This window comes from Mesorhizobium monacense (assembly GCF_056781675.1).
In genome coordinates this window covers 4592366-4616035 of record NZ_CM165567.1, presented here as the reverse complement: position 1 = coordinate 4616035, position 23670 = coordinate 4592366, and the positions used below count along the sequence as shown (strand labels likewise).

At 63.1% G+C, this 23670-nt stretch carries 18 protein-coding genes; 7 read left to right on the top strand and 11 right to left on the bottom strand.

Features of this window, described 5'->3' with window-relative positions; genetic code table 11:
* Nucleotides 1-30: 30 nt before the first annotated feature.
* On the top strand, nt 31-1593 hold the full coding sequence (gene guaA, locus AC1RUK_RS22285) for a glutamine-hydrolyzing GMP synthase (protein ID WP_006205021.1): 1563 nt from the start codon (nt 31-33) through the stop codon (nt 1591-1593).
* Between the two features lie 424 nt (nt 1594-2017).
* Here guaA and AC1RUK_RS22280 read toward each other — a convergent pair whose 3' ends face one another.
* Together AC1RUK_RS22280 and oiaX are read right to left on the bottom strand one after the other, a co-directional pair.
* Nucleotides 2018-3340: a four-carbon acid sugar kinase family protein gene (locus AC1RUK_RS22280; RefSeq protein ID WP_481838923.1), complete on the bottom strand. Its 1323-nt coding sequence runs from the start codon at nt 3338-3340 to the stop codon at nt 2018-2020.
* A gap of 4 nt (nt 3341-3344) precedes the next feature.
* Nucleotides 3345-4595 (bottom strand): 3-oxo-isoapionate-4-phosphate decarboxylase OiaX, encoded by a 1251-nt coding sequence (oiaX, locus tag AC1RUK_RS22275; RefSeq protein ID WP_481838924.1) that lies wholly within the window; start codon nt 4593-4595, stop codon nt 3345-3347.
* Nucleotides 4596-4779: 184 nt separating this feature from the next.
* Between oiaX and AC1RUK_RS22270 the strand changes: the two genes are divergently transcribed.
* Entirely contained in the window at nt 4780-5493 is a 714-nt protein-coding gene (locus AC1RUK_RS22270; RefSeq protein WP_481838925.1) for a transcriptional regulator NanR, read from the top strand.
* Between the two features lie 10 nt (nt 5494-5503).
* Here AC1RUK_RS22270 and apnL read toward each other — a convergent pair whose 3' ends face one another.
* From apnL to AC1RUK_RS22235, 7 genes are all read right to left on the bottom strand, one after another.
* Complete coding sequence (gene apnL, locus AC1RUK_RS22265; RefSeq protein WP_481838926.1) at nt 5504-7339, bottom strand: D-apionate lactonase; 1836 nt, start codon at nt 7337-7339, stop codon at nt 5504-5506.
* Nucleotides 7336-8370: a Gfo/Idh/MocA family protein gene (locus tag AC1RUK_RS22260; RefSeq protein WP_481838927.1), complete on the bottom strand. Its 1035-nt coding sequence runs from the start codon at nt 8368-8370 to the stop codon at nt 7336-7338. Before AC1RUK_RS22260 ends, apnL begins: the two co-directional genes overlap by 4 nt.
* Nucleotides 8371-8372: 2 nt before the next feature.
* Complete coding sequence (locus AC1RUK_RS22255; protein WP_481838928.1) at nt 8373-9437, bottom strand: ABC transporter permease; 1065 nt, start codon at nt 9435-9437, stop codon at nt 8373-8375.
* Complete coding sequence (locus tag AC1RUK_RS22250) at nt 9430-10986, bottom strand: sugar ABC transporter ATP-binding protein (RefSeq protein WP_481838929.1); 1557 nt, start codon at nt 10984-10986, stop codon at nt 9430-9432. Before AC1RUK_RS22250 ends, AC1RUK_RS22255 begins: the two co-directional genes overlap by 8 nt.
* Nucleotides 10983-11642, bottom strand: a complete 660-nt coding sequence (locus AC1RUK_RS22245; protein WP_481838930.1) for a DUF2291 family protein — start codon at nt 11640-11642, stop codon at nt 10983-10985. The genes AC1RUK_RS22250 and AC1RUK_RS22245 overlap by 4 nt, the downstream gene beginning before the upstream one ends.
* Before the next feature lie 78 nt (nt 11643-11720).
* Nucleotides 11721-12665, bottom strand: a complete 945-nt coding sequence (locus AC1RUK_RS22240; RefSeq protein ID WP_481838931.1) for a D-ribose ABC transporter substrate-binding protein — start codon at nt 12663-12665, stop codon at nt 11721-11723.
* A gap of 295 nt (nt 12666-12960) precedes the next feature.
* Entirely contained in the window at nt 12961-13788 is an 828-nt protein-coding gene (locus AC1RUK_RS22235) for a phosphogluconate dehydrogenase C-terminal domain-containing protein (protein ID WP_481838932.1), read from the bottom strand.
* Between the two features lie 101 nt (nt 13789-13889).
* On the opposite strand from AC1RUK_RS22235, the gene AC1RUK_RS22230 reads away from it, so the two are divergent.
* Complete coding sequence (locus AC1RUK_RS22230; protein WP_481838933.1) at nt 13890-14729, top strand: SDR family NAD(P)-dependent oxidoreductase; 840 nt, start codon at nt 13890-13892, stop codon at nt 14727-14729.
* A gap of 166 nt (nt 14730-14895) precedes the next feature.
* Here the strand turns inward: AC1RUK_RS22230 and AC1RUK_RS22225 are convergent, their stop codons facing one another.
* Both AC1RUK_RS22225 and AC1RUK_RS22220 read right to left on the bottom strand, forming a co-directional pair.
* Nucleotides 14896-18006 carry an efflux RND transporter permease subunit gene (locus AC1RUK_RS22225; RefSeq protein WP_481838934.1) on the bottom strand — a complete coding sequence of 1037 codons (3111 nt, stop codon included), beginning with the start codon at nt 18004-18006 and terminating at the stop codon, nt 14896-14898.
* Nucleotides 18006-19115: an efflux RND transporter periplasmic adaptor subunit gene (locus AC1RUK_RS22220; RefSeq protein WP_481836600.1), complete on the bottom strand. Its 1110-nt coding sequence runs from the start codon at nt 19113-19115 to the stop codon at nt 18006-18008. The genes AC1RUK_RS22225 and AC1RUK_RS22220 overlap by 1 nt, the downstream gene beginning before the upstream one ends.
* 86 nt (nt 19116-19201) lie before the next feature.
* Here AC1RUK_RS22220 and AC1RUK_RS22215 point away from each other — a divergent pair, with 86 nt between their 5' ends.
* The 4 genes from AC1RUK_RS22215 to AC1RUK_RS22200 all read left to right on the top strand — a co-directional run bounded on the left by AC1RUK_RS22215 (nt 19202) and on the right by AC1RUK_RS22200 (nt 23405).
* Complete coding sequence (locus AC1RUK_RS22215) at nt 19202-19780, top strand: TetR/AcrR family transcriptional regulator (RefSeq protein ID WP_481839426.1); 579 nt, start codon at nt 19202-19204, stop codon at nt 19778-19780.
* 47 nt (nt 19781-19827) lie between these two features.
* Nucleotides 19828-21129, top strand: a complete 1302-nt coding sequence (fabF, locus tag AC1RUK_RS22210; protein WP_481840107.1) for a beta-ketoacyl-ACP synthase II — start codon at nt 19828-19830, stop codon at nt 21127-21129.
* A 70-nt stretch (nt 21130-21199) separates the two neighbouring features.
* Entirely contained in the window at nt 21200-22015 is an 816-nt protein-coding gene (locus AC1RUK_RS22205) for an oxidoreductase (protein ID WP_481838936.1), read from the top strand.
* A 367-nt stretch (nt 22016-22382) separates the two neighbouring features.
* A complete protein-coding gene (locus tag AC1RUK_RS22200) occupies nt 22383-23405 on the top strand; it encodes an IS110 family RNA-guided transposase (protein WP_481838937.1) in 1023 nt (340 codons plus the stop codon).
* Nucleotides 23406-23670: the final 265 nt, after the last annotated feature.

The following is a 23670-nucleotide window of genomic DNA, read 5'->3' as shown; positions in this document are numbered from 1 at the left end:
CCGACTCATTTCTTTCTCTAAACGCTCGCCATGAAGACAGCCAATCACCCCGACACCGTCCTGATTGTCGATTTCGGCAGCCAGTTTACGCAGCTCATCGCCCGTCGCATCCGCGAGGCCGGCGTGTTTTCCGAGATCGTGCCGTTCCAGTCGGCCGAGGCGGCGTTCAAGCGCATCAATCCCAAGGCCGTGATCCTCTCCGGCGGCCCGGCCTCGACCTCCGACATCGGCAGCCCGCGCGCGCCGCAGATCGTCTTCGACGCCGGCGTGCCGGTGCTGGGCATCTGCTACGGCCAGATGACGCTGTGCGTGCAGATGGGCGGTGTCGCCGAAAGCTCCGATCATCGCGAATTCGGCCGCGCCTATGTCGAGATCGAGAAGGACAACCCGCTGTTCGAGGGCTTGTGGGCGCCCGGCCAGCGCCACCAAGTGTGGATGAGCCATGGCGATCGCGTCATCTCCTTGCCCAAGGGGTTCGAGGTGTTCGGCCGGTCGGAAGGCTCGCCCTTCGCCATCTTCGGCAACGTCGAACGCAAGATGTACGGCATCATGTTCCACCCCGAAGTGGTGCACACGCCGGACGGCGCAAAGCTGCTGCGGAATTTCGTACACAACATCGCCGGCATCGAAGGCGACTGGACGATGCGGGCCTATCGCGAGCACGCAGTCGAGACGATCCGCAAGCAGGTCGGCAAGGGCAAGGTCATCTGCGCGCTGTCGGGTGGCGTCGATTCCTCGGTCGCGGCACTGCTGATCCATGAGGCGGTCGGCGACCAGCTGACCTGCATCCTCGTCGACCACGGATTGATGCGCAAGGACGAGGCCGCAGGCGTGGTGGCGATGTTTCGCCAGCACTACAATCTGCCGCTGATCCTGGTCGATGCTTCGGACCGTTTCATCTCGGCGCTGGAAGGCGAGTCGGACCCCGAGAAGAAGCGCAAGACCATCGGCCGGCTGTTCATCGAGGTGTTCGAGGAAGAGGCGCAAAAACTCGGCGGCGCCGATTTCCTGGCCCAGGGGACGCTCTATCCCGACGTCATCGAAAGCGTCTCCTTCACCGGCGGCCCGTCGGTGACCATCAAGTCGCACCACAATGTCGGCGGCCTGCCCGAGCGCATGAACATGCAGCTGGTCGAGCCGCTGCGCGAGCTGTTCAAGGACGAGGTCAGGGCGCTCGGCAAAGAGCTTGGCCTGCCCGAGAGCTTCATCGGCCGCCATCCCTTCCCCGGCCCCGGTCTCGCCATCCGCTGCCCGGGCGGCATCTCCCGCGAGAAGCTGGAGATTCTGCGCGAGGCCGACGCCATCTATCTCGACGAGATCCGCAAGGCCGGCCTCTACGACGCCATCTGGCAGGCCTTCGCCGTGCTCTTGCCGGTGCAGACCGTCGGCGTCATGGGCGACGGCCGCACCTACGAGTTCGTCTGCGCTCTGCGCGCCGTCACCTCGGTCGACGGCATGACGGCGGACTTCTACCACTACGACATGGCCTTCCTGGGTGCCGCCGCCACCCGCATCATCAACGAGGTCCGCGGCATCAACCGCGTCGTCTACGACGTGACGTCGAAGCCGCCCGGCACCATCGAGTGGGAGTGAGGGATACAAACGGCGGCGTTAGCGTAGTTTCGGTGGCGACGTCACTGTCGAAAATTGTTTTCGTGTCCGTATCGCATTTCCGCTGAACTGGCATTCTCCATCTCCGATCTGGCAAGTAGTCCGATCTGCGCCCACGTCCCCAATGAAGTAAAGACCTTTCAAAAAGGGAGAGGGCTACAGCGTAGAACGACGTGCACAAAGGCGGGTCTGCTTCGCGCCGCATGTCCGTCATTCCGGGCGAAGCGCAGCCTTCCCGGAAGCGGTCATCGCTCAACTTTACCCCCAAAAGGCATGGCCGGGAGGGCTCTGCTGGTCCACTTTCGAGCATACATGTTTTCGCTTGGTGCTTCGGCGCAAGTTGAAGCACTAATGGACAGTGCATGTTTCTCTCCGAGTTTCGCGGTTTACCAGCCTAACGCCACTGTCAACTGCGAAGGCCGTCACGGATGGACGAGAAATAGCGGTCGGTTCCTACCTGCCCGCCCTTCAACGCGACCTCTAGCCCGTCGATCGCCTCGATGCTGGAATGAGCTACGCAAAGCGGGGAACCGGGCGAGGCGGGCAGAGTCATCCTGACAGTCAGCGCGTTGACGCCCATTTCTCCCAGAGCATGGCTTGACGTGTCGCCGCCGGCAATGATCACGCGCCGCAAGCTCTGCTCCTCCGTCAATTGGCGCAGCAGCGCACCGAGGCCGCGGCCGAGCTTGTGGCGCGCGCCCTCCTGCCGGTCGATCTCGGCGCCGCGATCCGCCGTAGGCCCGAGCGCCGTGTAGAGGATGACGCTGCGCCCCGCCTGCAGACTGGCGCGGCCGCGTACTGCCGCCCGCGCGATCGCCTGATCGGAACGTTCCGAAACCAGTTCGATAGGATCGACCTCGATCCCGTCGAAGCCGTCGGTCAAAGCATGGCGGATCTGCCGTTCCGTCGTCGGCGAGCAACTGCCCGACACCACAGCGATCCGGTCGGCGGCGCCCGGCGGCGGGAAACTCGCGCTTGCATTTCCCTGCCATTCGGCAAGCAGCGCATATTCGATGCCGGAAGAGCCGACGACAAAATACCCCCCCGGCTTGCGGGCGCGCCAGATCTCCTTGCCGGCAAGGGCCTGGGTGTCGCGGCTGTCGACATCGACAAGCATGATGCCGGTGCCGTCGGCGATCAGGCGATCGAACGAGTTCGACCGCGACGCGGATTGCAGGGTCGCGAGGTCAACCAGCCCCGACGTAAGCTCCGTCTGCCGCGACAGGTGGATCAGCAGGTCGGATTCATCCATCGGCGTGGTCGGGTGGCGACTCATCACCGGATGGCGGTCGATGCGGAAATACTTTTCACGATAGGCCGCGAACAGATGCCCGAAGGCAGTGTAGCGCTTGAGCTGCGGCGCGCCGACCAGCAGCGGCACGCTGTCCTGACTGAAGACAGAGCGGCCGATCTCGATGGCCCGGCCGATGCTGCCGATGGTCGGGCTGGAATCGAAGGTCGAGCAGACTTTGTAGTGGCAGATCTCGGCGTTGAGTGTCTTCAGCCAGGCGAAGGCGCTCTTGAGATGCGTGTCCATCCACTGCGGCGTCTCGCTTCGGCTGGTACCGGCCAGCCCGATGGCCTGGCAATGGCTGAACTGCGCAAGCAAGGCCTCGTCCGGCTGGCGCATGAACAGCACGGTCGGCACGCCGCCGAGCTCGAGCGCCTCCATGACGTCGGTCGAGCCGGTGAGGTCGTCGCCATAATAGCTGAGCAGCAGGTTTTGCATCGCTTCAGGCCGCCTTGCCGTCGCCGAATTTCTCGATCGAGCGCGCCAGCTCCGCATGGCTCTTGGCGAAATCCTCGAGCGGAATGCCGTCGACCGCCGCTTGCCAGGCCTGTTGCACGGCGCGCACGCCGGCGCCCGGCCCGTCCGGATGGCTGACGATGCCGCCGCCGCAGAGATAGAGCAGATCGACCGTGCGGCCGGTGCGCTCATAGGTTTCGGGCGCCTGCCCGCCCCACTGGCCAGAGCCCGCCACCGGCAGGGCGCAATCGTCGGGCGAAAACAGCGGCGTCGTCACCGCCTCGAAGGAGCGGATGAAGGACTCGTCAGGCTCCCAGTATTTCGAGGCGATGCCGTTGATCTGGAACTGGTCGACGCCGAGCAGACGCCAGAACTGCTGCCAGACCTTGAAATCCATGCCGAGCCCAGGATGGCGGGTGAGGATGTCCCAGCCGTTGCGATGCGCATGCAGCACCAGGCCGGAGCGCTTCCTCAAGAAAGCCATGCCGCCGAAGCCGATGGAGTTGATGTTGATCACCGCGCAATTGCCGCCGGCTTCGACCACAAGATCATGGTTGCGCATCAGTTGGTCCGGATCGGCATGCGAGATGCCGAAGGCATACATCACCTTCTTGCCGGTCTTCTGCTCGTGGTCGAGGATCAAAGGCATGATTGCCTTCACCCGTTCGGCCAGCGGCGAATAGGCCGGGTTCATCAGCTTCTCGTCGTCCTTGATGAAGTCGACGCCGGCCTCGATCAGCTCGCCCACCATAGCGGCCGTCTCATGCGGCCTCAGCCCCAGCGCCGGCTTAACAATGGTGCCGACGATCGGGCGATCCGTTACCCCGGTCAGCCTGCGGCTGCCGGCGACGCCGAACTGCGGTCCGGGATGCGCGCCGTGATATTGCTCCGGCAGCTTCATGTCGACGACGCGGATGCCGGACAGGCCTTTGATCGAATAGGTGCCGCCGATGGCGATGGTCATCAGCGCTGCAAGGTCGGTGCCGATGGCATCGAAGGGGAAGGCGATGTCGACATCGGCGCGCTTGAACGGCCCGTCGCCCGCTTCAGGAATGGATGGCCGCTCGGCATCGGGCAGGGGCCGTATCGCCAGCACACGCGCCGCCACCCGCGCCTTCAGCTCCTCGGTCTCCCCGGGCAGCGAAACGAAGGTACCGGTCGACTGGTCGCTGGCTATTTTGGCCGCCAGCGCCTCGATGCTGCCAGAGGTCTCTATGCGATAGGTGAGGGTTATCATGGTCTGCAGTCTCAGGCCGAGGCGTTCGAAAAAAGTTCACCGCTGCTCGAAATCTGGTATAATGAGTACATAAGTATTGCAAGCAATATCCGGCTGGGCGTTTCAGCTCGGTCGAGTGACAGCAATTCCGGGAATTGCGTCGGCGGTGTTAGATAGGGCCGGGTCAAGGGAGTGATTCGCGACGATGAACCGTTCGGAACCGATCGTCCGGCGCAAGCTTTCCGATGAAGTCTTTCTGCGGCTGAAGCGGCTGATCACCAGCGGCGAATTGATGCCGGGCGACGATATGCCCTCGGAGCGCGAATTGATGGAGCGCTTCGAGGTCGGCCGTCCTGCCATCCGCGAGGCGATGCAGGCGTTGAGTAATATGGGGCTGGTGGCGATCTCGCATGGCGAGCGGGCCAAGGTGCTGCAACTCACTGCCAAGTCGATCATCAAGCAGGTCGACGGCGCGGCCAAGATCATCCTGTCGTCGTCGAAAGACACGCTGGAGCACCTGAAGAGCGCGCGCATCTTCTTCGAGCGCGGCATGGTCAAGGAGGCCGCAGAGAAGGCCACGGCCGAGGACGTGCAGCGTCTGAAGGCAACCGTCGCCGAGCAGCGCGCCGCGCGCGGCGATTCCGAAGCCTTCATCACCGCCGACATGAAGTTCCACACCCAGATCGCGGCGATTTCCGGCAACCCGATCTACGTCGCGGTCAGCGAGGCGATGCTGGGCTGGCTGAAGGAATACCACACCGAGATGCTGATCTGGACCGGCAAGGAAAAGTTCACGCTGACCGAGCATGAGGAGATCATCGGCCGGATCGAGAAGAAGGATGCCGACGGCGCCGAGAAGGCGATGATCAAGCATCTGGAGCGCTCGCGCGCGCTTTACGTGATGAGCACCGACAAGTGACTTCGCCGCTTCAGATCCGAGCGATGGCGTAAGGCGTCATCACAAGCTGGCTGCCGCCAAGCGCTGAAATGTCGACAGCTACGTGTTCCTTCGTCAGGTTGGCCAGCCACACTATGGTCTCGCCCGAAGCGCTGCGGCCGGCCAGCGCCAGCACCCTGGTCTCATCGCTTGTCCTTGCCGCAACATGTGCAAGGCCAGCCAGTTCGCAAAGCCCCTCGATGGCCTGGAAGATCGGCCGCGGCGATCCTTCTGCGACCGGTTCCCCGGATGCCGCCAGCACGCCGAACGGCCCGGTGAAACTGGAAAGCGTCAGCATCTCCAGCCCGGCCGGCGCGACACGCGCGGCATAACCGATCGTCCATGCCGCCGCGAATTGGCCGGCCTGGCGCGGGTCGCGATTGGCCATGGCGATGCGCTGGCCGTCAAAATTGTCCTTGGTCGCGCCGCCATAAGGGTTTTGGCGCATGGCAATCGTCGACGGCCCGATCCGATATGGCTTGGTTCCGAAGGTCGCCCGCGCTGATTGCGTGATGAAAGGCAGCGCCTGCAGCGACTGCATGACGCTGAGGTCGTCGGCGGCGTGCACGATCGGGCAGGTGCAGTGGGTGATGAAATCGAGCAGACCGGCGGGAACGCGCTTGCGGTTCAGCTCGGTGAAATAGCTGAACATGCCGCCGCCAAGGCAAATGTCAGGGAAGGCACGGCGCGCGGCGGCGTAGAGGTCTTCGAGCGGCGGGCAGGGCGGCGGCCACGCGCTGCCCGGCGGCGTTGACTGCCGGTCGACCGAAGGCGAGACCGCAATGGCATCGAGCCGCAAACCTGCCCGGCGCACCATTTCGGCGACACCGGAGAGTTCGGCGTCGAGGTCCCCCACGCAGGCGACCACGCATTCGAGCGTTGTCCGGGCCGAATAGGCGGCGGCGAGCCGAGCATGGGCACGCAAGGCTTCCAGGCCATGGCCGCGTGTCGGATCGTAGTGGAGGAGTTGTTGCGGGCCGAGCTTCGACAGCATCGGCAATTGCGCAAGCGCCGACTCCACATCCTCGGGATAGATGACCACGCCGACATCAGGGAGCCTTGGTCCGGCCTCGCCAAGTTCGATGCGGACCGGTCCGGCGTTCGCTGTCGCGGCAGCCACCCTGGCTTCGCCCGTGATGCGCAGGCTGATCGTCTGGCGCATCGGCTCGCCAGCGGGCAGCACATAGGGCCACGGCAGCGCCAACGGCCGCACATAGGTCTTGTAGGACGCGTCCGACCAGTTGCGCTGGTCCTCCATCTCGAAACTGTCGCCTTCCATCCGACATACGGCGCTGACGCCGGGCCGCACCTGATGGGTGATTCCGCGCATATCCTTGAAAGGCTGCCAGGGATCGATCAGCAATGGCAGCTTGGTATCAACCACGCTGCCGTCCGTATGTTCGACCGTCACCGGGCTCCCCGCGAGGCCGGCGATCGGATGCAGGATGCAGAAGCCGCAGCGGTTGGTCTCGAAGTCACTTTCGGGCAGGGCGCTTACGTCGAAGGTCAGATGGCCGCTGGCAGAGCCTTTGATGGTGGCATGGAAGTCGAGCCGGCTTCCGGCCGGTCCAATGCAGCTTGCTGAATAGCTCACGGAGAAGGCGTCGGACCGCTGGTCGATGACAAGGCCGGTCAGTTCGGGCTCATAAGTACCCCAGTCGCGATCGCGCACGATATAGGCGATGGCGCGCAGCACTTCGGTGCCGTCATGGCGAATCGTGCGCAGATTGCCGTTGACGAAGTCGGCGCTGAGCGCGCCCACACTCAGCCTGACCGGCTCGGCCTCGACAGCATGCGTGCCATAGAGGAGGAAGGCGTCGGCGGTCATTTCAGCAAGGCGTCGAGCTGCACGGGTTCGCGGCTCGCAGCGCCCATATAGGCCGCCTCGACAAGTGCGAACGTCTTGAGATTGTCTGCGCCGGAGGTCGCGGGTTCGATACCTGTCACCAGGCAGTCGACCCAGTGCTTCTGGATCGCCACGACGCTCTCCTGGATGTTGTGCCATGGCCGCGAGGCCCAGCGCAGCAACGGCGGCGACACGTCGCTGACCGTGTTTCCACTGCTGCCGGTGACGGTCAGCTGGTAACCCTGCGCCAGCCGGATCGTGCCGTCGCTGCCGTCGATCTCGATCAGTGTTTCCGGGAACGGCTCGATGGCAAGCTTCGTCGCATAGCTACAGTCGATCACCGAAGTGGCGCCGGAGTTATGATCCATCAACATGGTCGCGACATCCTCACCTGCGATCGCCGGATTGATGCGCGCGGTTCGCGTGGTGATCGTCGAAACGTCGCCCAGGAGGAAACGGGCGATGTCGAGGACGTGGATGCCGAGATCCTCGATGATGAAGCGTTTTCCGGTCGCCAGATATGGCTGCCCGGAAAACACGTCATAGGCCGAGCGGAAGGAAATCCGTCCAAAGAACGGCGTGCCGATCTCGCCGCCGTCGAGCACGGCGCGCACCGCCTGGATCGGCGACTGCCAGCGGAAGTTCTCATGCACCATCAGCGGCACGCCGGCCGCAGTGCACGCCTGCACCATGGCTTTGGCATCGGCGAGCGTCGGCGCAAACGGCTTTTGGCAGATCACCGGAACGCGGTTGGCGGAGGCCAACTCAACCAGCGGCCGGTGGCTGCCGACGGTGGTGGCGATATCGACGAAGTCGAGTTTTTCGCTGGCGAACATCTCCGCCGCGTCGGTGTAGCGCTTCGCTATGCCGAACTGGTTGCCAACGATCTGAAGCCGCTCCGGATCGCGGTCGCAGATGGCGACGATCGCTGCGCCTTCGATGTCGCGCCAGCCATGCATCTGGTTGACGGCGAAGAAGCCGCAGCCGATCAGCGCTCCGCGCAGTTCCGCCATGCTCAACCCACCTTCGCCATCTGCATCAGCGTTACGCGGCTTTGCAGCCGGCGCTGCGCCTGGTCGACGACCACGGCGACGATGATGACGAGACCCTTGATCACCATCTGCCAGAACGAGCTGACCCCCATCATGACCAGCCCGTCGGACAGGATGCCGATGACAAAGGCGCCGACGATGGTGCCGCCGATCGTGCCGCGTCCGCCTGACATCGAGGTGCCGCCGAGTACCGCCGCCGCGATCGCGTTGAGCTCGAAGCTCTCGCCTGTCGCCGGATGCGATGCCATCAGCTCGGACGAGATGATCAGGCCGACGATCGCCGCGCAGAAACCGGAGAACATGTAGACGAACATCTTCACCATGTTGACGCGCACGCCGGAGATCCGCGCCGCCCGCTCATTGCCGCCGACCGCGAAGATATGGCGGCCGAGCGGCGTGTATTTTGCGAGATAGGCCGCGCCCAGCGCCACGACGATCAGGATCCAGATCGAGACCGGCAGGCCGAGCAGCTTGCCGGCGCCGAGATAGCCGAAGCCGGTGGTGCCGAGTTCCGGCTTGCCGACGAGATTGGGGAAAGTGCGGCCGTCCGACGACAAAAGCGCCAGGCCGCGCGAGACATAGAGCACGCCGAGCGTGGCAATGAAGGGCGCGACATTCAGCCTGGTGATCAGCAGCCCGTTGACGGCGCCGATCAATATGCCGACGGCAAGCGTGATCAGCGCGATCTCGACGACGTTGAAATAGATCGTGTAGCCGATCTGAAGGTCGATGCCGTTGAGCACCAGATAGCCGGCTACCATGCCGCACAGGCCGACGATCGAGCCGACCGACAGGTCTATGCCGCCGGTGATGATGACGAAGGTCATGCCCATGGCCAGGAAGGCGTTTAGCGCCACGTGCTTGGCCATCAGGATCAGATTGGCGGCCGACAGGAAGTTCGGCGCCGCGATCGAGAAAAACACCAGCACGGCAATCAGCGCGATGAAGGTCCTGAGCTTCATCAGCGTCAGCAGCACGGAGCCGCTGGACGCGGAGGGGGCAGCCGCCTTGGCCGGAATGTCAGTCATGGGTGGTGCTCTCCCTGTGCCCTGCGGGTCCGTGGCCAAGCGCCGACGCGGCGACGATCGCCGCTTCCGTCGCCTCGGCGCGATCGAACATGCCGGTCAGTTTTCCGTTGCTCATCACCGCGATGCGGTCGGACAGCGCCATCACCTCGTCGAGGTCCGAAGTGGCGAACAGGATGCCCAGCCCATCGCGCGACAGCTTGCGCATGGTGCGGAAGACGTCGGCCTTGGCGCCGACATCGATGCCGCGGCTGGGCTCGTCCATCAAGAGCACTTTCGGTCCGGTGAGCAGCGCCTTGCCGATCACCACCTTCTGCTGGTTGCCGCCCGACAGCGAGGAGACCTCCTGCGCCGGGTCGGCGACCTTGATCGCCAGTTCGCGCACCATGCCGGTCACCGCCTGCCTTTCCTCGGCACCCAGGATGTGGAACAGGCGGGCGAAGCGCGACAGGCTGGCCAGCGTCAGGTTGCTGGCGACCGAAAGGATCGACACCAGCCCTTCACGCTGGCGGTCTTCAGGGATCAGCGCCAGGCCGCGCCGGATACGCCGCGTCGTGTCGCGCTCGCGCACCTTCTTGCCGGCGATGAAGATCGAACCGGTGGAATGCGCGTGGCGGCCCATGATGCAGTCGAACAGTTCACTGCGCCCGGCGCCCATCAGGCCGTAAATGCCCAAGATCTCGCCGGCGCGCAGCGACAGCGAGACATGGTCGACGGCAAGTCCACCGGTCGCGCGCGGCAGGCAGATCTCCTCGGCACGGAATATTTCCTCGCCCGGCAGATGGCCGTCGGCCTTGGCGAAATCCTTGGCGTCGGAGCCGATCATCTGCCGCACGATCCACTGCGTATCGACGTTCTTCATCTCCTCCTGGCCGGTGATGCGGCCGTCGCGCAGCACGGTGATGTAGTCGCCGATGCGGATCAGCTCCTCCAGCCGGTGCGAGATGTAGACGATCGCCACCCCGCGCGCCTTGAGGTCGGCGATCACCTTGAACAGGATCTCGACTTCGGCAGCGCTTAGCGCCGATGTCGGCTCGTCCATGATCAGGATGCGCGCGTCGAGCGAGACCGCCTTGGCGATCTCGACCAACTGCTGCTGGCCGATGCGCAGATCCTCGACAAGCATGTCCGGCCGGATGCCAGCCTGCAGCCGTTCGAGGAATTCCGCCGCGCGGTGCTCCTGCGCCTTGCGGTCGATCTTGCGGAACCGGTTGGTGATCTCGCGGGTGGCAAAAATGTTCTCGGCGACGCTCAAATTGCCGAACAGGTTGAGCTCCTGGAACACCATGCCGATGCCGCGGTTCACCGCATCGGCGGATGACGAGAACGAGACCTCTTCGCCTTCCAGCAAAATGCGCCCGGCCGTCGGCCGTTCGACGCCGGCGATGATCTTCATCAGCGTCGACTTGCCGGCGCCGTTTTCGCCAACCAGCACGTTGACCGCGCCCTTGCGCACCTCGAAATTGGCGCGCTTGACCGCGACGGTGCCCGAATAGACTTTTGACACGTCCTCCAGCTTAAGGATGACGTCGCGCTCGGTTTCCGCGCTCATGGCTTCGGCCCGATCTCTGCCTCCGCGGGCGTCACCAGCGGCAGGTCCTGGCCGCTGCCCAGCGTGTAGGCGCCGAGCACCTTGGTGCTGCGGCCCTCGAGAGACTCGCGTGGCAGCTTGGACAGCACCGTCTTGTCGGCATAGCTGTTGAATGCCTTGCCGAACTGGGCGAAGTCGATCTGGTTGGTGAAGTCGTTGAACTGGATGAAGTCGAGGCTGTCGCGCAGCGCGGTGCCGCGCACCGCCGGTCCGATCTGCACCCGCGCGTCCGCCTTGCCGTCGCCGTCGACATCGACGTCGATGGTCGCCGCGCGCGACTGCGTGTTGGCGGCGACGATCTTGCCCTCCACACGCACCGCGAAGGTCCATGGCGAATTCGCCTGCTTTTTTGGGTTGCCATATTTGGCGCCGGCGGCGGCGGGATCGGCAGTGGCCAAAGCGTGCACTTCGGGGAACGCTCCGCCCTTCTGCTGCAGGTAAGGGATCACCTTCACCGCCCAGATCTCCTCGACCATCTTGTCGGGATTGAAGGCGGGCGTGTTGCCACCGTCTTGCGGCGACTGCGTCGGCAGGATCTTGCAGGCGGTGAGCCCGAGGCCCGCCATTCCGGCTAGAATTGGCACGGCGAGGCTCAACCAGGTCAGCTTGTTCGGCATGGCGGTCAGGAAGCACCCACGTAAATTAGGCAAGGGACGAACCGGAAGCCCGCCCCTTGCTATTGATGTCACGCCGGCTCAGTTGGTGAGCGCGAAGGTCTCCAGCTTCTTGGCATTGTCGCCATTGACCAGCACGCAGTCCATCAGCTGCTTTTCCTGGGCGGGAGATTTTTTGTTCTTGATGTAGTCGTCGGCCTGCACGACCGCCATCTGCGCCTGCGCGAAGGCGGGCTGCAGCACCGTTGCCTTGATGCCGCCGGAGGTGATGGAGTCGCGCACGTCGTTCGACCCGTCGAAGCCGACGACGATGACATCCTTGCGGCCGGCGGCGGCGAGCGCCGCATAGGCGCCCATCGCCATCGTGTCGTTGCCGGAAATCACGCCCTTGATGTCGGGGTTAGCCTGTAGGATCGATTCCATCTTGGAATAGGCTTCCGTCTGGCTCCAGTTGGCCGACTGCTGGGCGACCATCTTAAGTTCGGGATAGTCGTCGATGACATCGTGATAGCCCTTCGAGCGGATGCCGGCATTGGTGTCGGATTCCTTGCCGACCAGCTCGACGAAATTGCCCTTCTCGCCCATCAGCTTGACAAATTCCTGCGCGCCGAGTTGGGCGCCCTGGTAATTATTGGAGACGATCTGCGCCACGGCAACGCCGGTCGCGTTGATCTCGCGGTCGATCAGGAAGGAGGGGATGCCAGCGTCCTTGGCCTTCTGCACGGCAGCGACGGTGGCATCGGCGCCGGCATTGTCGAGGATGATCGCCTTGGCGCCGCGGCCGATCGCCGTGTCGATCAGTTCGGACTGCTTGTTTGCGTCGTCGTCATGGACCAGCACCAGCGCCTCGTAGCCGAGTTCCTTGGCCTTGGCTTCGGCGCCGACGGCCTCCGCCTTGAAGAACGGATTGTCGTGCGAGGGCGTGATGATGGCGATGAGATCCGCCGCGTAAGCAGGCATTGCCGTGCCAAGCGCCAGCATGCTGGCGAAAGCAGCCGCAAGCGTCATTCTGCGATTGAGTTTCATGAAGTCCTCCCGTTGAAAAACTCTGCCTCGGGCGACCGAGGCCAATGTCTGCATTGAATTCGTCAGGCAGTGCAGGCCGCGCGTCGTCGCTCCCGTTCCCCGCCGTCCTCCACTCGTCCCGCTTCGATTTCCCGGCGAAGCGTGAACGATCCAAGCCGAAAACAGCTAATGCAAACTGGTATGATGAGTCAATCACTAATTCAGATGATATGTACCTGATGAGTGACCGAGTTGGAGCGCCGCCAACGCTGCGCTGGCGCATCGAGGCGCTCCGGAAAGCGCCCGGATCGGCCTTTTAGGTAATGCGCTGGATGCTGGCGGCGATCTCTTCCGGCTCGAAGACGCGCTTCCAGTCGTCGCGCATCAGCACCGGCTTGCCGAACTCGATGGCCTTGTTGCAGGCATCCGAGAACACGCCCTTGGTCTCGCCGAAGATGACGGCGCCGAGCACGTTCATGTGGCCGAGCAGGAAGTCGAGTGCCGCTTGCCTATCGACGCCGCGCGCCACGACTTCGTCGAGGGCTTCCTTCATGACGACCAGCAGCGAGGCGCACACCGTTTCCGACAGGCCGGGCTCGAGCAATGCCATCTGTTCGACGGTGACGCGGTGCGAGCGCATCACCGGCGCCCAGATGATCTGGGCGATCTCCTCGCCCTTGGCGTAATGCTCCTCCGGCCCTTGCATCAGCGCGCTGACGAAATGCTGCTTGGCTTTGACGCCGCCAAAAAAGTCCTTCTTGGCCGCCATCTCGGTCTCGTCGTTGAAGATCGGCGGATGGCAGGGATGGGTGACGAAATAGGTGAGATCCGGCCGCTTCGGCAGATGGCCGGCGAACGGGGCCGCCGCGTCGAGCACCACCACCATCGTGCCCGGCGCGAGCTTGTTTTCGATGCTCGCCGCCACCTTGCCGATATGCGTGTCGGGAACGGCCAGGATCACCACATCGGCACCGTCGAGCGCCTCGTCGGCGCTGGTCGCATCGAAGCCCAGTCCGGTCTTCAGCCGCTCACGGCCGGCTTCGCTGACCTCGACATGACGTATCGTGTAGGGCGATCCGCGAAAATTGGTCGACAGGCGGTAACCCATTTTCCCACCGGCACCGAACAGCGCAATCGTTGTCATGTATCCATTGCTCCTGATATCCAACGATGGCTCCGCCGATCGTCATCTTATCAACTGGTATAATCACTCTACCATCATTTTGCAATCTAGATCGGCGTGGAATGCCGCTGATTCATGCCGCCTGGCTCCGCGGCGAAAGCGCCGCGACGGGGCGCAATGCGGATCGAGTGCTCAAGGCGATTGGCGCCCACGACAATCTCCTGACGATCGCACTCGACATCACCGACCACAACGCAGCAGCGGCCGCCGCCCAAGCTGCCGTTGACCGCTTCGGTCGTATCGATGTCCTCGTGAACAATGCCGGCGTCTTCTATGCCGGCTACTTTGAGGAGATCAGCGACGCCCAGTTCCGGGCACAGATGGAGACCAACTTCTTCGGTCCTTTGAACGTGACGCGCGCCATCCTGCCGATCATGCGCAAGCAGCGCAGCGGTCAGGTGATCACCGTCACGTCCACCGCCGCTCTCGTCGACATGGAGTTCTATGCAGCATCGAAGTTCGCGCTTGAGGGATGGATGGAATCGCTGCGTTACGATGTGGCGCCCTACGGCATCAGCGTAATGGCAGTCGAGCCGGACTTCTTCCGGACCGAACTGCTGGTCGAGGGTGCCTCCACGATCTGGCCGGAACTCACGATCAACGACGATGCGGAACGCACGGCGCAGACGATCACCGCGTGGAAGGGCATGAACGGCCAACAAGGCGGCGACCCAGCGAAGCTTGCTGCCGCCCTCGTGACCCTGTCGGATTCCGGTGAACTGCCGCTACGCTTCGTGGCCGGTGCCGATGCCATGGAAATTGTGGAGGCGAACCTGAAGATTATTCGCGAGCAGATTGACGCACAACGGCCGTTTCCGCGTCGCTATCCTTCGACGCGACCACATAGTAGGGCGCAAATCAAAAAGAATCTTCATCCAAGACAACGGAGCAGGAACCGCTGATGTGATGCGTATGGGGAAAGACGGTAGCGCGCTCCCGCTACAATTTTATCAATAATATCAATCTATTACGTGAATACCCGCTACCGTCAACCACACTGACTACTCTCATTCGCATCGAACCCGCCAGTCCCCCATGCAGACAAACGAGGTTCGACAACACAGAGCCCTACTCGGCAGCCATAGCTGGTCGCAGTTCCAATTCCTGCGTCGAAACCTCATGGATGTCATCCGCGGTCGGCTTGATCCGGAACCACGCGGTGTAGAGCGCGGGAAGGAAGAGCAGGATCAACACCGTGCCAGCCGCCGTGCCGCCGATCAGCGTATAGGCCATTGAACCCCAGAAGACGGAGTGCGTGAGGGGGATGAAGGCCAGTACGGCGGCAAGTGCGGTCAAAATGACGGGCCGTGTGCGTTGCACCGTGGCCTCGATGACGGCGTGATAGTCGTCAATGCCGGCAGCACGGTTCTCCTTGATCTGTTCGGTCAGGATCAACGTGTTGCGCATCAGGATGCCGGCCAGCCCTATCATGCCCAGAATGGCGTTGAAGCCGAAGGGCTGGTGGAAGGTGAGCAGCATCGGCACGACGCCGACAAGGCCAAGCGGTGCCGTCAGCACGACCATGAACATCGTTGAGAAGGACCGCACCTGCAGCATGATGACGATCAGCATGGCGGCTATCATGGCCGGGAAGACCTTGCCCAGCGCGGTGTTGGCCTTTTCAGCCTCTTCGATCGATCCGCCCATTTCGATGCGATAGCCGACCGGAAGGGACGCAATCAACGGCTGAAGGGCCTTCATGATCTGCTTGGAGACCTCCGGAGGCTGGGTCGCCTCATTGATGTCCGCGCGGATCGTGACAACGGGCGTGCGATCGCGGCGCTTCAGGATTGGCTCTTCCTGACGGATTTCCGAATGCCCGATCTGGTCGAGCGGAATCGAGCGGCCATCCCGGCTTATCAGCGAGAAATCCGCCAGACGCGCCGGATCCAGTCGCTCGCCGCCGGCGCTGCGCGCCACGATGGGTACGTTGCGAATGTCCTCGCGGACCTGCGTAACGGGGATGCCGGTGAGGAGGAATTGCAGTTGCTGGGCCACCTCCGCCGGCGAGAGGCCGATGAGGTTCAGTCGATCCTGATCGGGGACAAAGCGAAGCACGGGCGTGCGATTGCCCCAGTCACGGTTGGCCTGTCGCACGTCCGGGACGCCCCGCATGATGTCGAGGGCCTTTTCGGAAATGCTGTAGAGTTGAGTGGTATCAGGTCCCATGACCCGGAACTCGACCGGGAACGGCGTGTAGGGGCCGAACACGAGCTGTGTAACGCGGACATACGCCTCGGGTGCAAGCCCCTGCGCCACGGCCTCCCGGAGCCGGTGCTTCAACGCCTCACGCGCCTCGGCGTCCGGGGTCAGCACGACGATCTTCGCGAAGGCAGGATCAGGCAGTTCCGGGGCCATCGCGAAGAAGAAGCGCGGAGCACCCTGACCGACATAGCTCGTCACGATCTTGGCCTCGGGCTGGCTATCCAGCCAATGTTCGAGCTTCTCGACCGCGGCGGTCGTTGTCTCGATGCTGGCACCTTCCGGCAGGCGAACCTCCACCAACACTTCGGGGCGGTCGGATGTCGGGAAGAACTGCTGTTTGATGCCCCCCATACCGACGACGGAAAGCGCGAAGGCGATGCCAACGATACCGCAGGTTACGAACTTATGCCGCACGGCAAAGGTGATGAGCCGCCGCAAACGTCGATAGTTAGGCGTGTTGTAAATGGCGTGGTGACCGCCCTCGACCGGTTTGATCGCGGGCAGCATCTTGACGCCGAGATAGGGCGTGAAGACCACCGCTACGACCCATGAGACGATGAGGGCGAACCCCACGACCCAGAAGATGTTGCCGGCGTATTCGCCGGCCGTCGAGCGCGCAAAACCCACCGGCACGAAGCCGGCGATCGTCACCAGCGTTCCGGATAGCATCGGCGCCGCGGTGTGGCTCCACGCATAGGCCGCCGCCTTGATGCGGTCCATGCCCTCTTCCATCTTCACCACCATCACCTCGATGGCGATGATGGCGTCGTCCACGAGAAGACCAAGCGCCAGAATGAGGGCGCCGAGCGTTATGCGGTCGAAGAACCGGCCGGTTTCCAGCATGATGAGGAACACGACGGCGAGCGTCAGAGGGACGGCAGCTGCCACGACGATGCCGACGCGCCAGCCCATGCTGAGCAGGCTGATCAGCAGCACGACGCCGAGCGCCATCGCGAACTTCAACATGAATTCGTCAACCGCCGAAGTGATGTTGACAGCCTGATCTGACACCTTGTCCAACGTCATCCCAAGCGGCAGTGTCTGCGCGATCGCGGCAGTCTTGTCCTCCAGTGCCTTGCCGAGCGCGCGCCCATCCCAGCCCTCCTGCATAACCGCTGCGAGCATGATGGTGGGCTCGCCCTGACGCCGGATGAGGTATGTGGGAGGGTCTTCATAGCCGCGGCTGACCTCGGCAATATCGGAGAGCTTCAGCGTCCGCCCCGCAGCGACAATCGGCGTGTCGGCGATCGCCTGAACGCTGTTATAGGCGCCGTCGACCCGAATGAAGAGCCGCGGCCCCATTGTGTCGATCGAGCCCGCGGGCGTGACGGTGTTCTGCCGCTGCAAGGCAGCGACGATGTCCTGTGCCGACACGCCGAGGGTTGCCAGCTTGGCGTAGGAAAACTCGACGAATATCTGTTCGGGACGTTCACCAAGGATGTTGATCTTCTTGACGCCGGGCACGTGCAGGAGGTCCTGGCGGATCACCTCCGCCTGCCTCGCCAGTTCCCGCATCGGCATGCCACTGGCCTTCAGCGCATAAAGGGCGAAGCTCACATCCGAATATTCGTCGTTGACGAAGGGGCCAAAGACGCCGGGCGGCAGGTTGCGGGCTTCATCGCCGAGCTTCTTGCGAGCCTGGTAGAACTCCTCCTGCACGACGGACGACGGTGTGCTGTCCTTGAGCGTGACCGTCATATACGCATAACCCGGCCGTGTGGTCGTCTCCACCCGGTCGTACCAGGTCAGTTCCTGAAGCCGCTTCTCCAACGGTTCGGCGACGAGGTCCTGCATCTCGCGCGCCGTCGCGCCCGGCCATGCCGTCGTGACAGTCAGGGTCTTGATGGTGAAGCTCGGGTCCTCCGCCCGGCCGAGCATGAGGAAGGCGTAGGCACCGGCAGCCACCAGCAGAAGGATGAAAAAAAGGGTGACGGCGCGTTCGCGAACGGCGATCGCGGAAAGATTGAAGCTCATCAGTTGCTCCCGCTTTCGGACTCAGTCCGGACGAGAGCGCCCTCCCGTAGGAGGTGGGCGCCGAGCGACACAATGGGAACGTTGGAGTTCAATCCGGAGATCACAGCGGTTTCGCTGGTTACACGAACAAGCTGCACGGGCTGAAAGTGTACGGTCGAGGTGGCGCTGTCCAACACCCAAACGCCGGTCTTCCGGCCGTCGTCGAGCACGGCTCCCAATGGCACCTGGACCTCCGGCTGTTTCACCTGGCTTGCAAGCCGAATGGTTACCGTAGCGCCAAGCGGTGCTGCAGCAGCCTCGCCGTCGAGCACATAGCGGGCCTCATAAGTGCGGGTCTGGGCATCGGCGGAGTCCGACAGCTGCCGCAGATGCGCTGAGTAACGACGCTCATCGCCCCCATACACGCTAGCCTCGGCCGCAGAGCCGATCGCCGGCCGGATCGTTTCGGGAAGCGTGACCACCGCTTCGCGGGGGCCGGCCTTGGCGATCCGGATTATTGGCTGGCCGGCAGCGACGACCTGCCCCGGCTCGCCGAGCGTTTCAACCACTGTTCCATCCGCGTCGGCCAAAAGGACTGCATAGGCCGCCTCGTTTTCGGCGACCCGTGCGTCGGCCTCGGCGGCGGCAAGTTGCGCCTGGGCTGTATCCATCGCAGCCTTCGCCTGCTCGTAGCGCTGGGGTGTAACCCACCCACTGCCGAGCAAGCTGGCGTATCGCCGTTCATCCGGCTGCGTCTGGACGACGGTTGCCCGCGCTGCGGCAACGGCATTGCGCTTCGCCGAAAGCGCAAGGCGCAGATCGGTATCGTCAATCCGCATCAGCGGCTGACCGGTTTTGACCGCCTGACCGACGTCCACCAGCCGTTCCAAGATCTTTCCAGGAACCCGAAAGCCGAGATTGCTCTGCACCCTCGCCCCGATGATGCCGGTGAAGCCGCGTTCTGATCCGGTCACCGGCGCTGCCGACACCAATCTGACGAATGGTGCTTCCTGCCTCGGGTCGGTCACCAAAGGGGCTTCCTGCGCAGGAGTAGCAAACGTGGCGAATGCCGCCGCACATGACATCGCCATCAGGGTCGATCCCAATACGATAACGGTTCTCTTTTTCATGCTGGTCGCCTCATCTCAAAATAGATTGCGTTCATCCTCTATATCGATTATAGATTACGAATGCAATCTAAAAAAGGAGATTGATGATGCGTGTGAGTCGTAGTCAGGCTGCGGAAAACCGCGAAACCGTGATCAATGTGGCAAGCCGGCTTTTTCGGGAGCGCGGCTTTGACGGCATTGGCCTCAAGGATCTGATGAAGGGTGCCGGGCTGACCCAGGGCGCTTTTTACAAGCAATTCGAGTCAAAGGACGACCTGGCGGCGCAGGCGTCCAGGCGGGCAATGGAGAGCGCCACGCACCGATGGTCAGTCGCGACTGCGGCAAGCCCTGAGGATCCGCTCGGCGCGGTGACCGCGTTCTACCTCAGCATGGACCATAGCGGAGAAAAGAGGGACGGTTGCCCAATCGTGGCGCTTGGTTCGGATGCCGCCAGACAGGGCTCGGACGTAAAAGCGTCGTTCGAAGCCGGCATCAAGGAGCATCTCGAGATCCTCGGCCGTTTCATTGCCGAGGCCAATGCCGACGAGGCCGGCGGCAAGGCCATGGCCATTCTCTCGACAATGGTCGGTGCGGTGCTCCTCTCACGGGTCGTCAACGACCCCGACCTCGCGCAGGCTTTTCTGGATGCGGCGACCGCTCAGGTTCGCGAAGCAGCCGGCGCTTGAGCGGCGTGCGCAGTGCTGGCGCTGCACCCAATTTGATAGGAAAACAGATGCGACGGATTGTTGTTACAGGGATGGGAGCGGTCACGCCCCTTGCCGCCAATGTTGAAGCGTCCTGGTCGCGCCTGCTGGCCGGTCGTTCGGGCATCCGTAGGCTTGCGGACGATGTGGTGGCGGACTTGCCGGCGAAGATTGGCGGCGTGGTTCCCTCCTTGGATGAAGATCCGGACGCTGGTTTCGATCCCGATGTCATCCTGTCCGCGAAGGATCAGCGCAAGGTAGATCGGTTCATTCTCTTTGCGCTGGCGGCGGCGGAAGAGGCGCTTGCGCAGGCAAACTGGAAGCCTGCCTTGGAGACGGATCGCCTGCGCACGGCCACGATCATCGCCTCGGGCATCGGCGGGTTCCCTGCCATCACCGAGGCGGTGCGCACGGTGGACACGCGGGGCGCCCGCCGCCTGTCGCCCTTTACGGTGCCGTCCTTCCTGGTGAACCTCGCAGCGGGCCAGATCTCGATCCGTCATGGCTTCAAAGGTCCACTCGGCGCACCGGTGACGGCGTGCGCGGCCGGCATCCAGGCGATCGGAGACGCAGCCCGCCTTATCCGCGCAAACGAAGCCGACATCGCCGTGTGCGGGGGCACGGAAGCCTGCATGAACATCGTCAGCCTCGGTGGGTTTGCCGCCGCACGCTCTCTTTCAACCGGCTTCAATTGGGCACCGGCTCAAGCCTCGCGTCCCTTCGACGTGTCGCGGGACGGCTTTGTCATGGGCGAAGGAGCCGGCGTGCTGGTCATCGAGGCGTTGAGCCACGCGCTGGCGCGCGGCGCAAAACCGCTCGCCGAGCTCGTCGGCTACGGCACGACCGCGGATGCTCATCACGTCACTTCTGGTCCCGAGGACGGCGGCGGTGCGCGCCGGGCCATCGAGATCGCAATCGCGCAAGCAGGGATTTCGGCGCGCGAGGTTCGTCATCTCAATGCGCATGCGACCTCCACGCCAGTCGGCGACCTGGGTGAGGTCGAAGCGATCAAGAGCGTATTCGGGCGCGATTACGCGATAGCTGTCAGTGCAACAAAATCGGCGACCGGACACCTGCTGGGTGCGGCCGGCGGGCTTGGTGCCATCTTCGCGATCCTGGCGCTCAGGGATCAGGTCGCCCCGCCGAACCTCAATTTGAGCGCTCCCGATCCGGCCGCCGACGGCATCGACTTCGTCGCAAACGAGCCCCGGCCAATGGAGATGGAGTACGCGATCTCCAATGGTTTCGGCTTTGGCGGCGTGAATGCCAGCGCCTTGTTCAGGCGCTGGACCGCCCCGGCGGCCCGACGCGAGGGTCAGGGGCGCTCATGATTGGCACCCCTCACACCGACCTTTCATGCTTCTCCAACTCCGTTCCAACACAAAGAAAGATATGATTTCCATGAACAAGACCAATCCTGGCGTCGCCATCGTGACAGGGGCATCCTCCGGCATCGGCCGCGCTACGGCTGATTCCTTGCTAAGCGCGGGCTATCGCGTATTCGGAACCAGCCGTCGCACGGCCTCCAAGCAATCCGATGGCGTTACCATGCTGACCTGCGACGTGACCGACGACGCGTCTGTTGCGAAAATGGTCGATGACGTTCTGGCCAAGGCCGGACGCATCGACCTGCTTGTCAACAATGCCGGCATGGGTCTGTTTGGCGGCGCGGAGGAGTCCTCGACCGCCCAGGCCCAGGCACTGTTCGACGTGAACGTCTTCGGCGTTTTGCGCGTGACCAACGCGGTGTTGCCGGCAATGCGACGCCAAGGGAAAGGCAGAATCGTCAATTTGAGTTCGGTACAGGGGTTCATCCCGGCTCCCTATTTCGCGCTTTACGCGTCGACCAAACATGCCATCGAGGGTTATTCCGAATCGCTCGATCACGAATTGCGCCCGTTCGGCATTCGCGTTTCGTTGGTGGAGCCCGCCTATACTCGCACGTCATTCGAGGACAATCTCGCCGCCCCCGATCAGTTGCTTGATATCTATGACTCCGCGCGCGCCGGCATGACTGCAGCGGTGCGGAAAGCGATGGAAAAGGGCGATGCGCCCGAAGTGGTTGCCAAGACCGTTCTGGCCGCTGCGATCGATCGCGCTCCGAAGAGGCGCTATGCGGCGGGAAAAATGGCGCGCCAGGTCAGTTTCCTGCGCCGTTTCGTACCCGCGTCCGCATTCGACAAAAGCCTGCGAAAGCAGCTCGGGCTGCCGGTCTGACGTCGGCATCAGCAACATCTAACAGTCGCGAAAGGACATACGATGAAGATTGGAATCATCGGCGCCGGAAACATCGGCGCCACATTGGCGAGAAAGACCGAAGCCTAATATTGGCGGACGATGGACGGCCCATCGTTTCCAAGAGTTGGTTCCGCGCGCTGAGTTTACCCGGACGTCTTCTTTCCGGCATCTAAGTTGGCTCGGCATGGTCCGACTGAGGTCATTTCACGTCGATGCATGGGGGGCGCCTAAATGTCAGCTTTTCACATTCCAAGCCCCTAAGCGGAAAGTCCGCTTCTGATGCGGTGGACGGCTCTCCACCCCCTTGCGGCTATAGTCGCGGGGTTAGAGCTGGAGGAGAGCTGCCATGGGCATTGCTACGACGATTGGTCTGGATCTCGCGAAGTCGGTCTTTCAAGTACACGGCGTGGATGCGGCTGGCGAGGTTGTCATCCGCAGGAAACTGACCCGTGGGCGGGTCCTGGGGTTCTTCGAGAATCTGCCCCGATGCCTCGTCGGGATCGAGGCATGCAGCTCCTCGCACTATTGGGCTAGAGAACTGATTGCACGAGGCCATGATGTGCGGCTGCTTCCTGCGCAGTATGTGAAGCCCTACTTGAAGCGGCAGAAGAACGATGCGGCCGATGCTGAGGCCATCTGCGAGGCTGTGACCCGGCCGACCATGCGCTTCGTGCCGGTGAAGACGCCCGAGCAGCAGAGTGTGATGATGTTGCACCGCGTTCGGTTGATGCTCAACCGCCAGCGCACCCAGCTATCGAACGCGTTGCGGGCGCATCTCTCGGAGTTCGGTATCGTGGCGCCGATCGGGCGGGGCGGCATCGAGCAACTGCTTGCCGTCATCAACGACGAGAACGACCCGAGGGTGCCAGCTGACGCACGGCTCTGCCTGCAGATGCTCGAGGCGCAGCTCAGGGTCGTGAAGGCGCAGATACTCGAGAATGATCGAAGGGTCCGGGCGAGTGCGAGAGAGACCGAGCTTGGTCGCAGGTTGATGGAGATACCAGGCGTGGGCCCGTTGCTGGCGAGTGCGTTCGTGGCGACCGTCGCCGATGCGCACGCTTTCAAGTCGGGGCGCTGCCTCTCGGCCTGGATCGGGCTCGTGCCGAAGCAAAACTCAAGCGGGGGCAAGGAGAAGCTCGGCAGCATCTCCAAAGCCGGCAATCGTTACTTGCGCCAGATGCTCGTGGTCGGCGCGATGGCGGTCATCCGATATGCCGAGCGGAACGGGACTAGGCGGCCATGGCTCGTGCAACTGATGACCCGGCGAACGGCCAAGGTTGCAGCGGTAGCGCTCGCCAACAAGACCGCCCGGATGGTCTGGGCGTTGATGACAAGCGGCGAGCGCTACAGGGAGCCGGTCATCGCATAGAACGAGACAAGGCGAGCGAACGCCGACGAGGTTGGAAAGGGCGGACAGGAGCTAATGCACAAAGCCGGTTGATACCGCCGGATCAGGAGAACCCAATTGGGCCGTGCACCTTCGAGTGCGAGCTTTCGATCGGGACCTGAGCCGCGCGAATGGCATTATGGCCAGCGGCATATGAAGAGCCGCACCTACAGGTCGGATACATGGCCGCACCAACCAGCAACTGCAGAGCGCTCAAATAGAACCCTTGCCAACGGAGAGCCGTCCA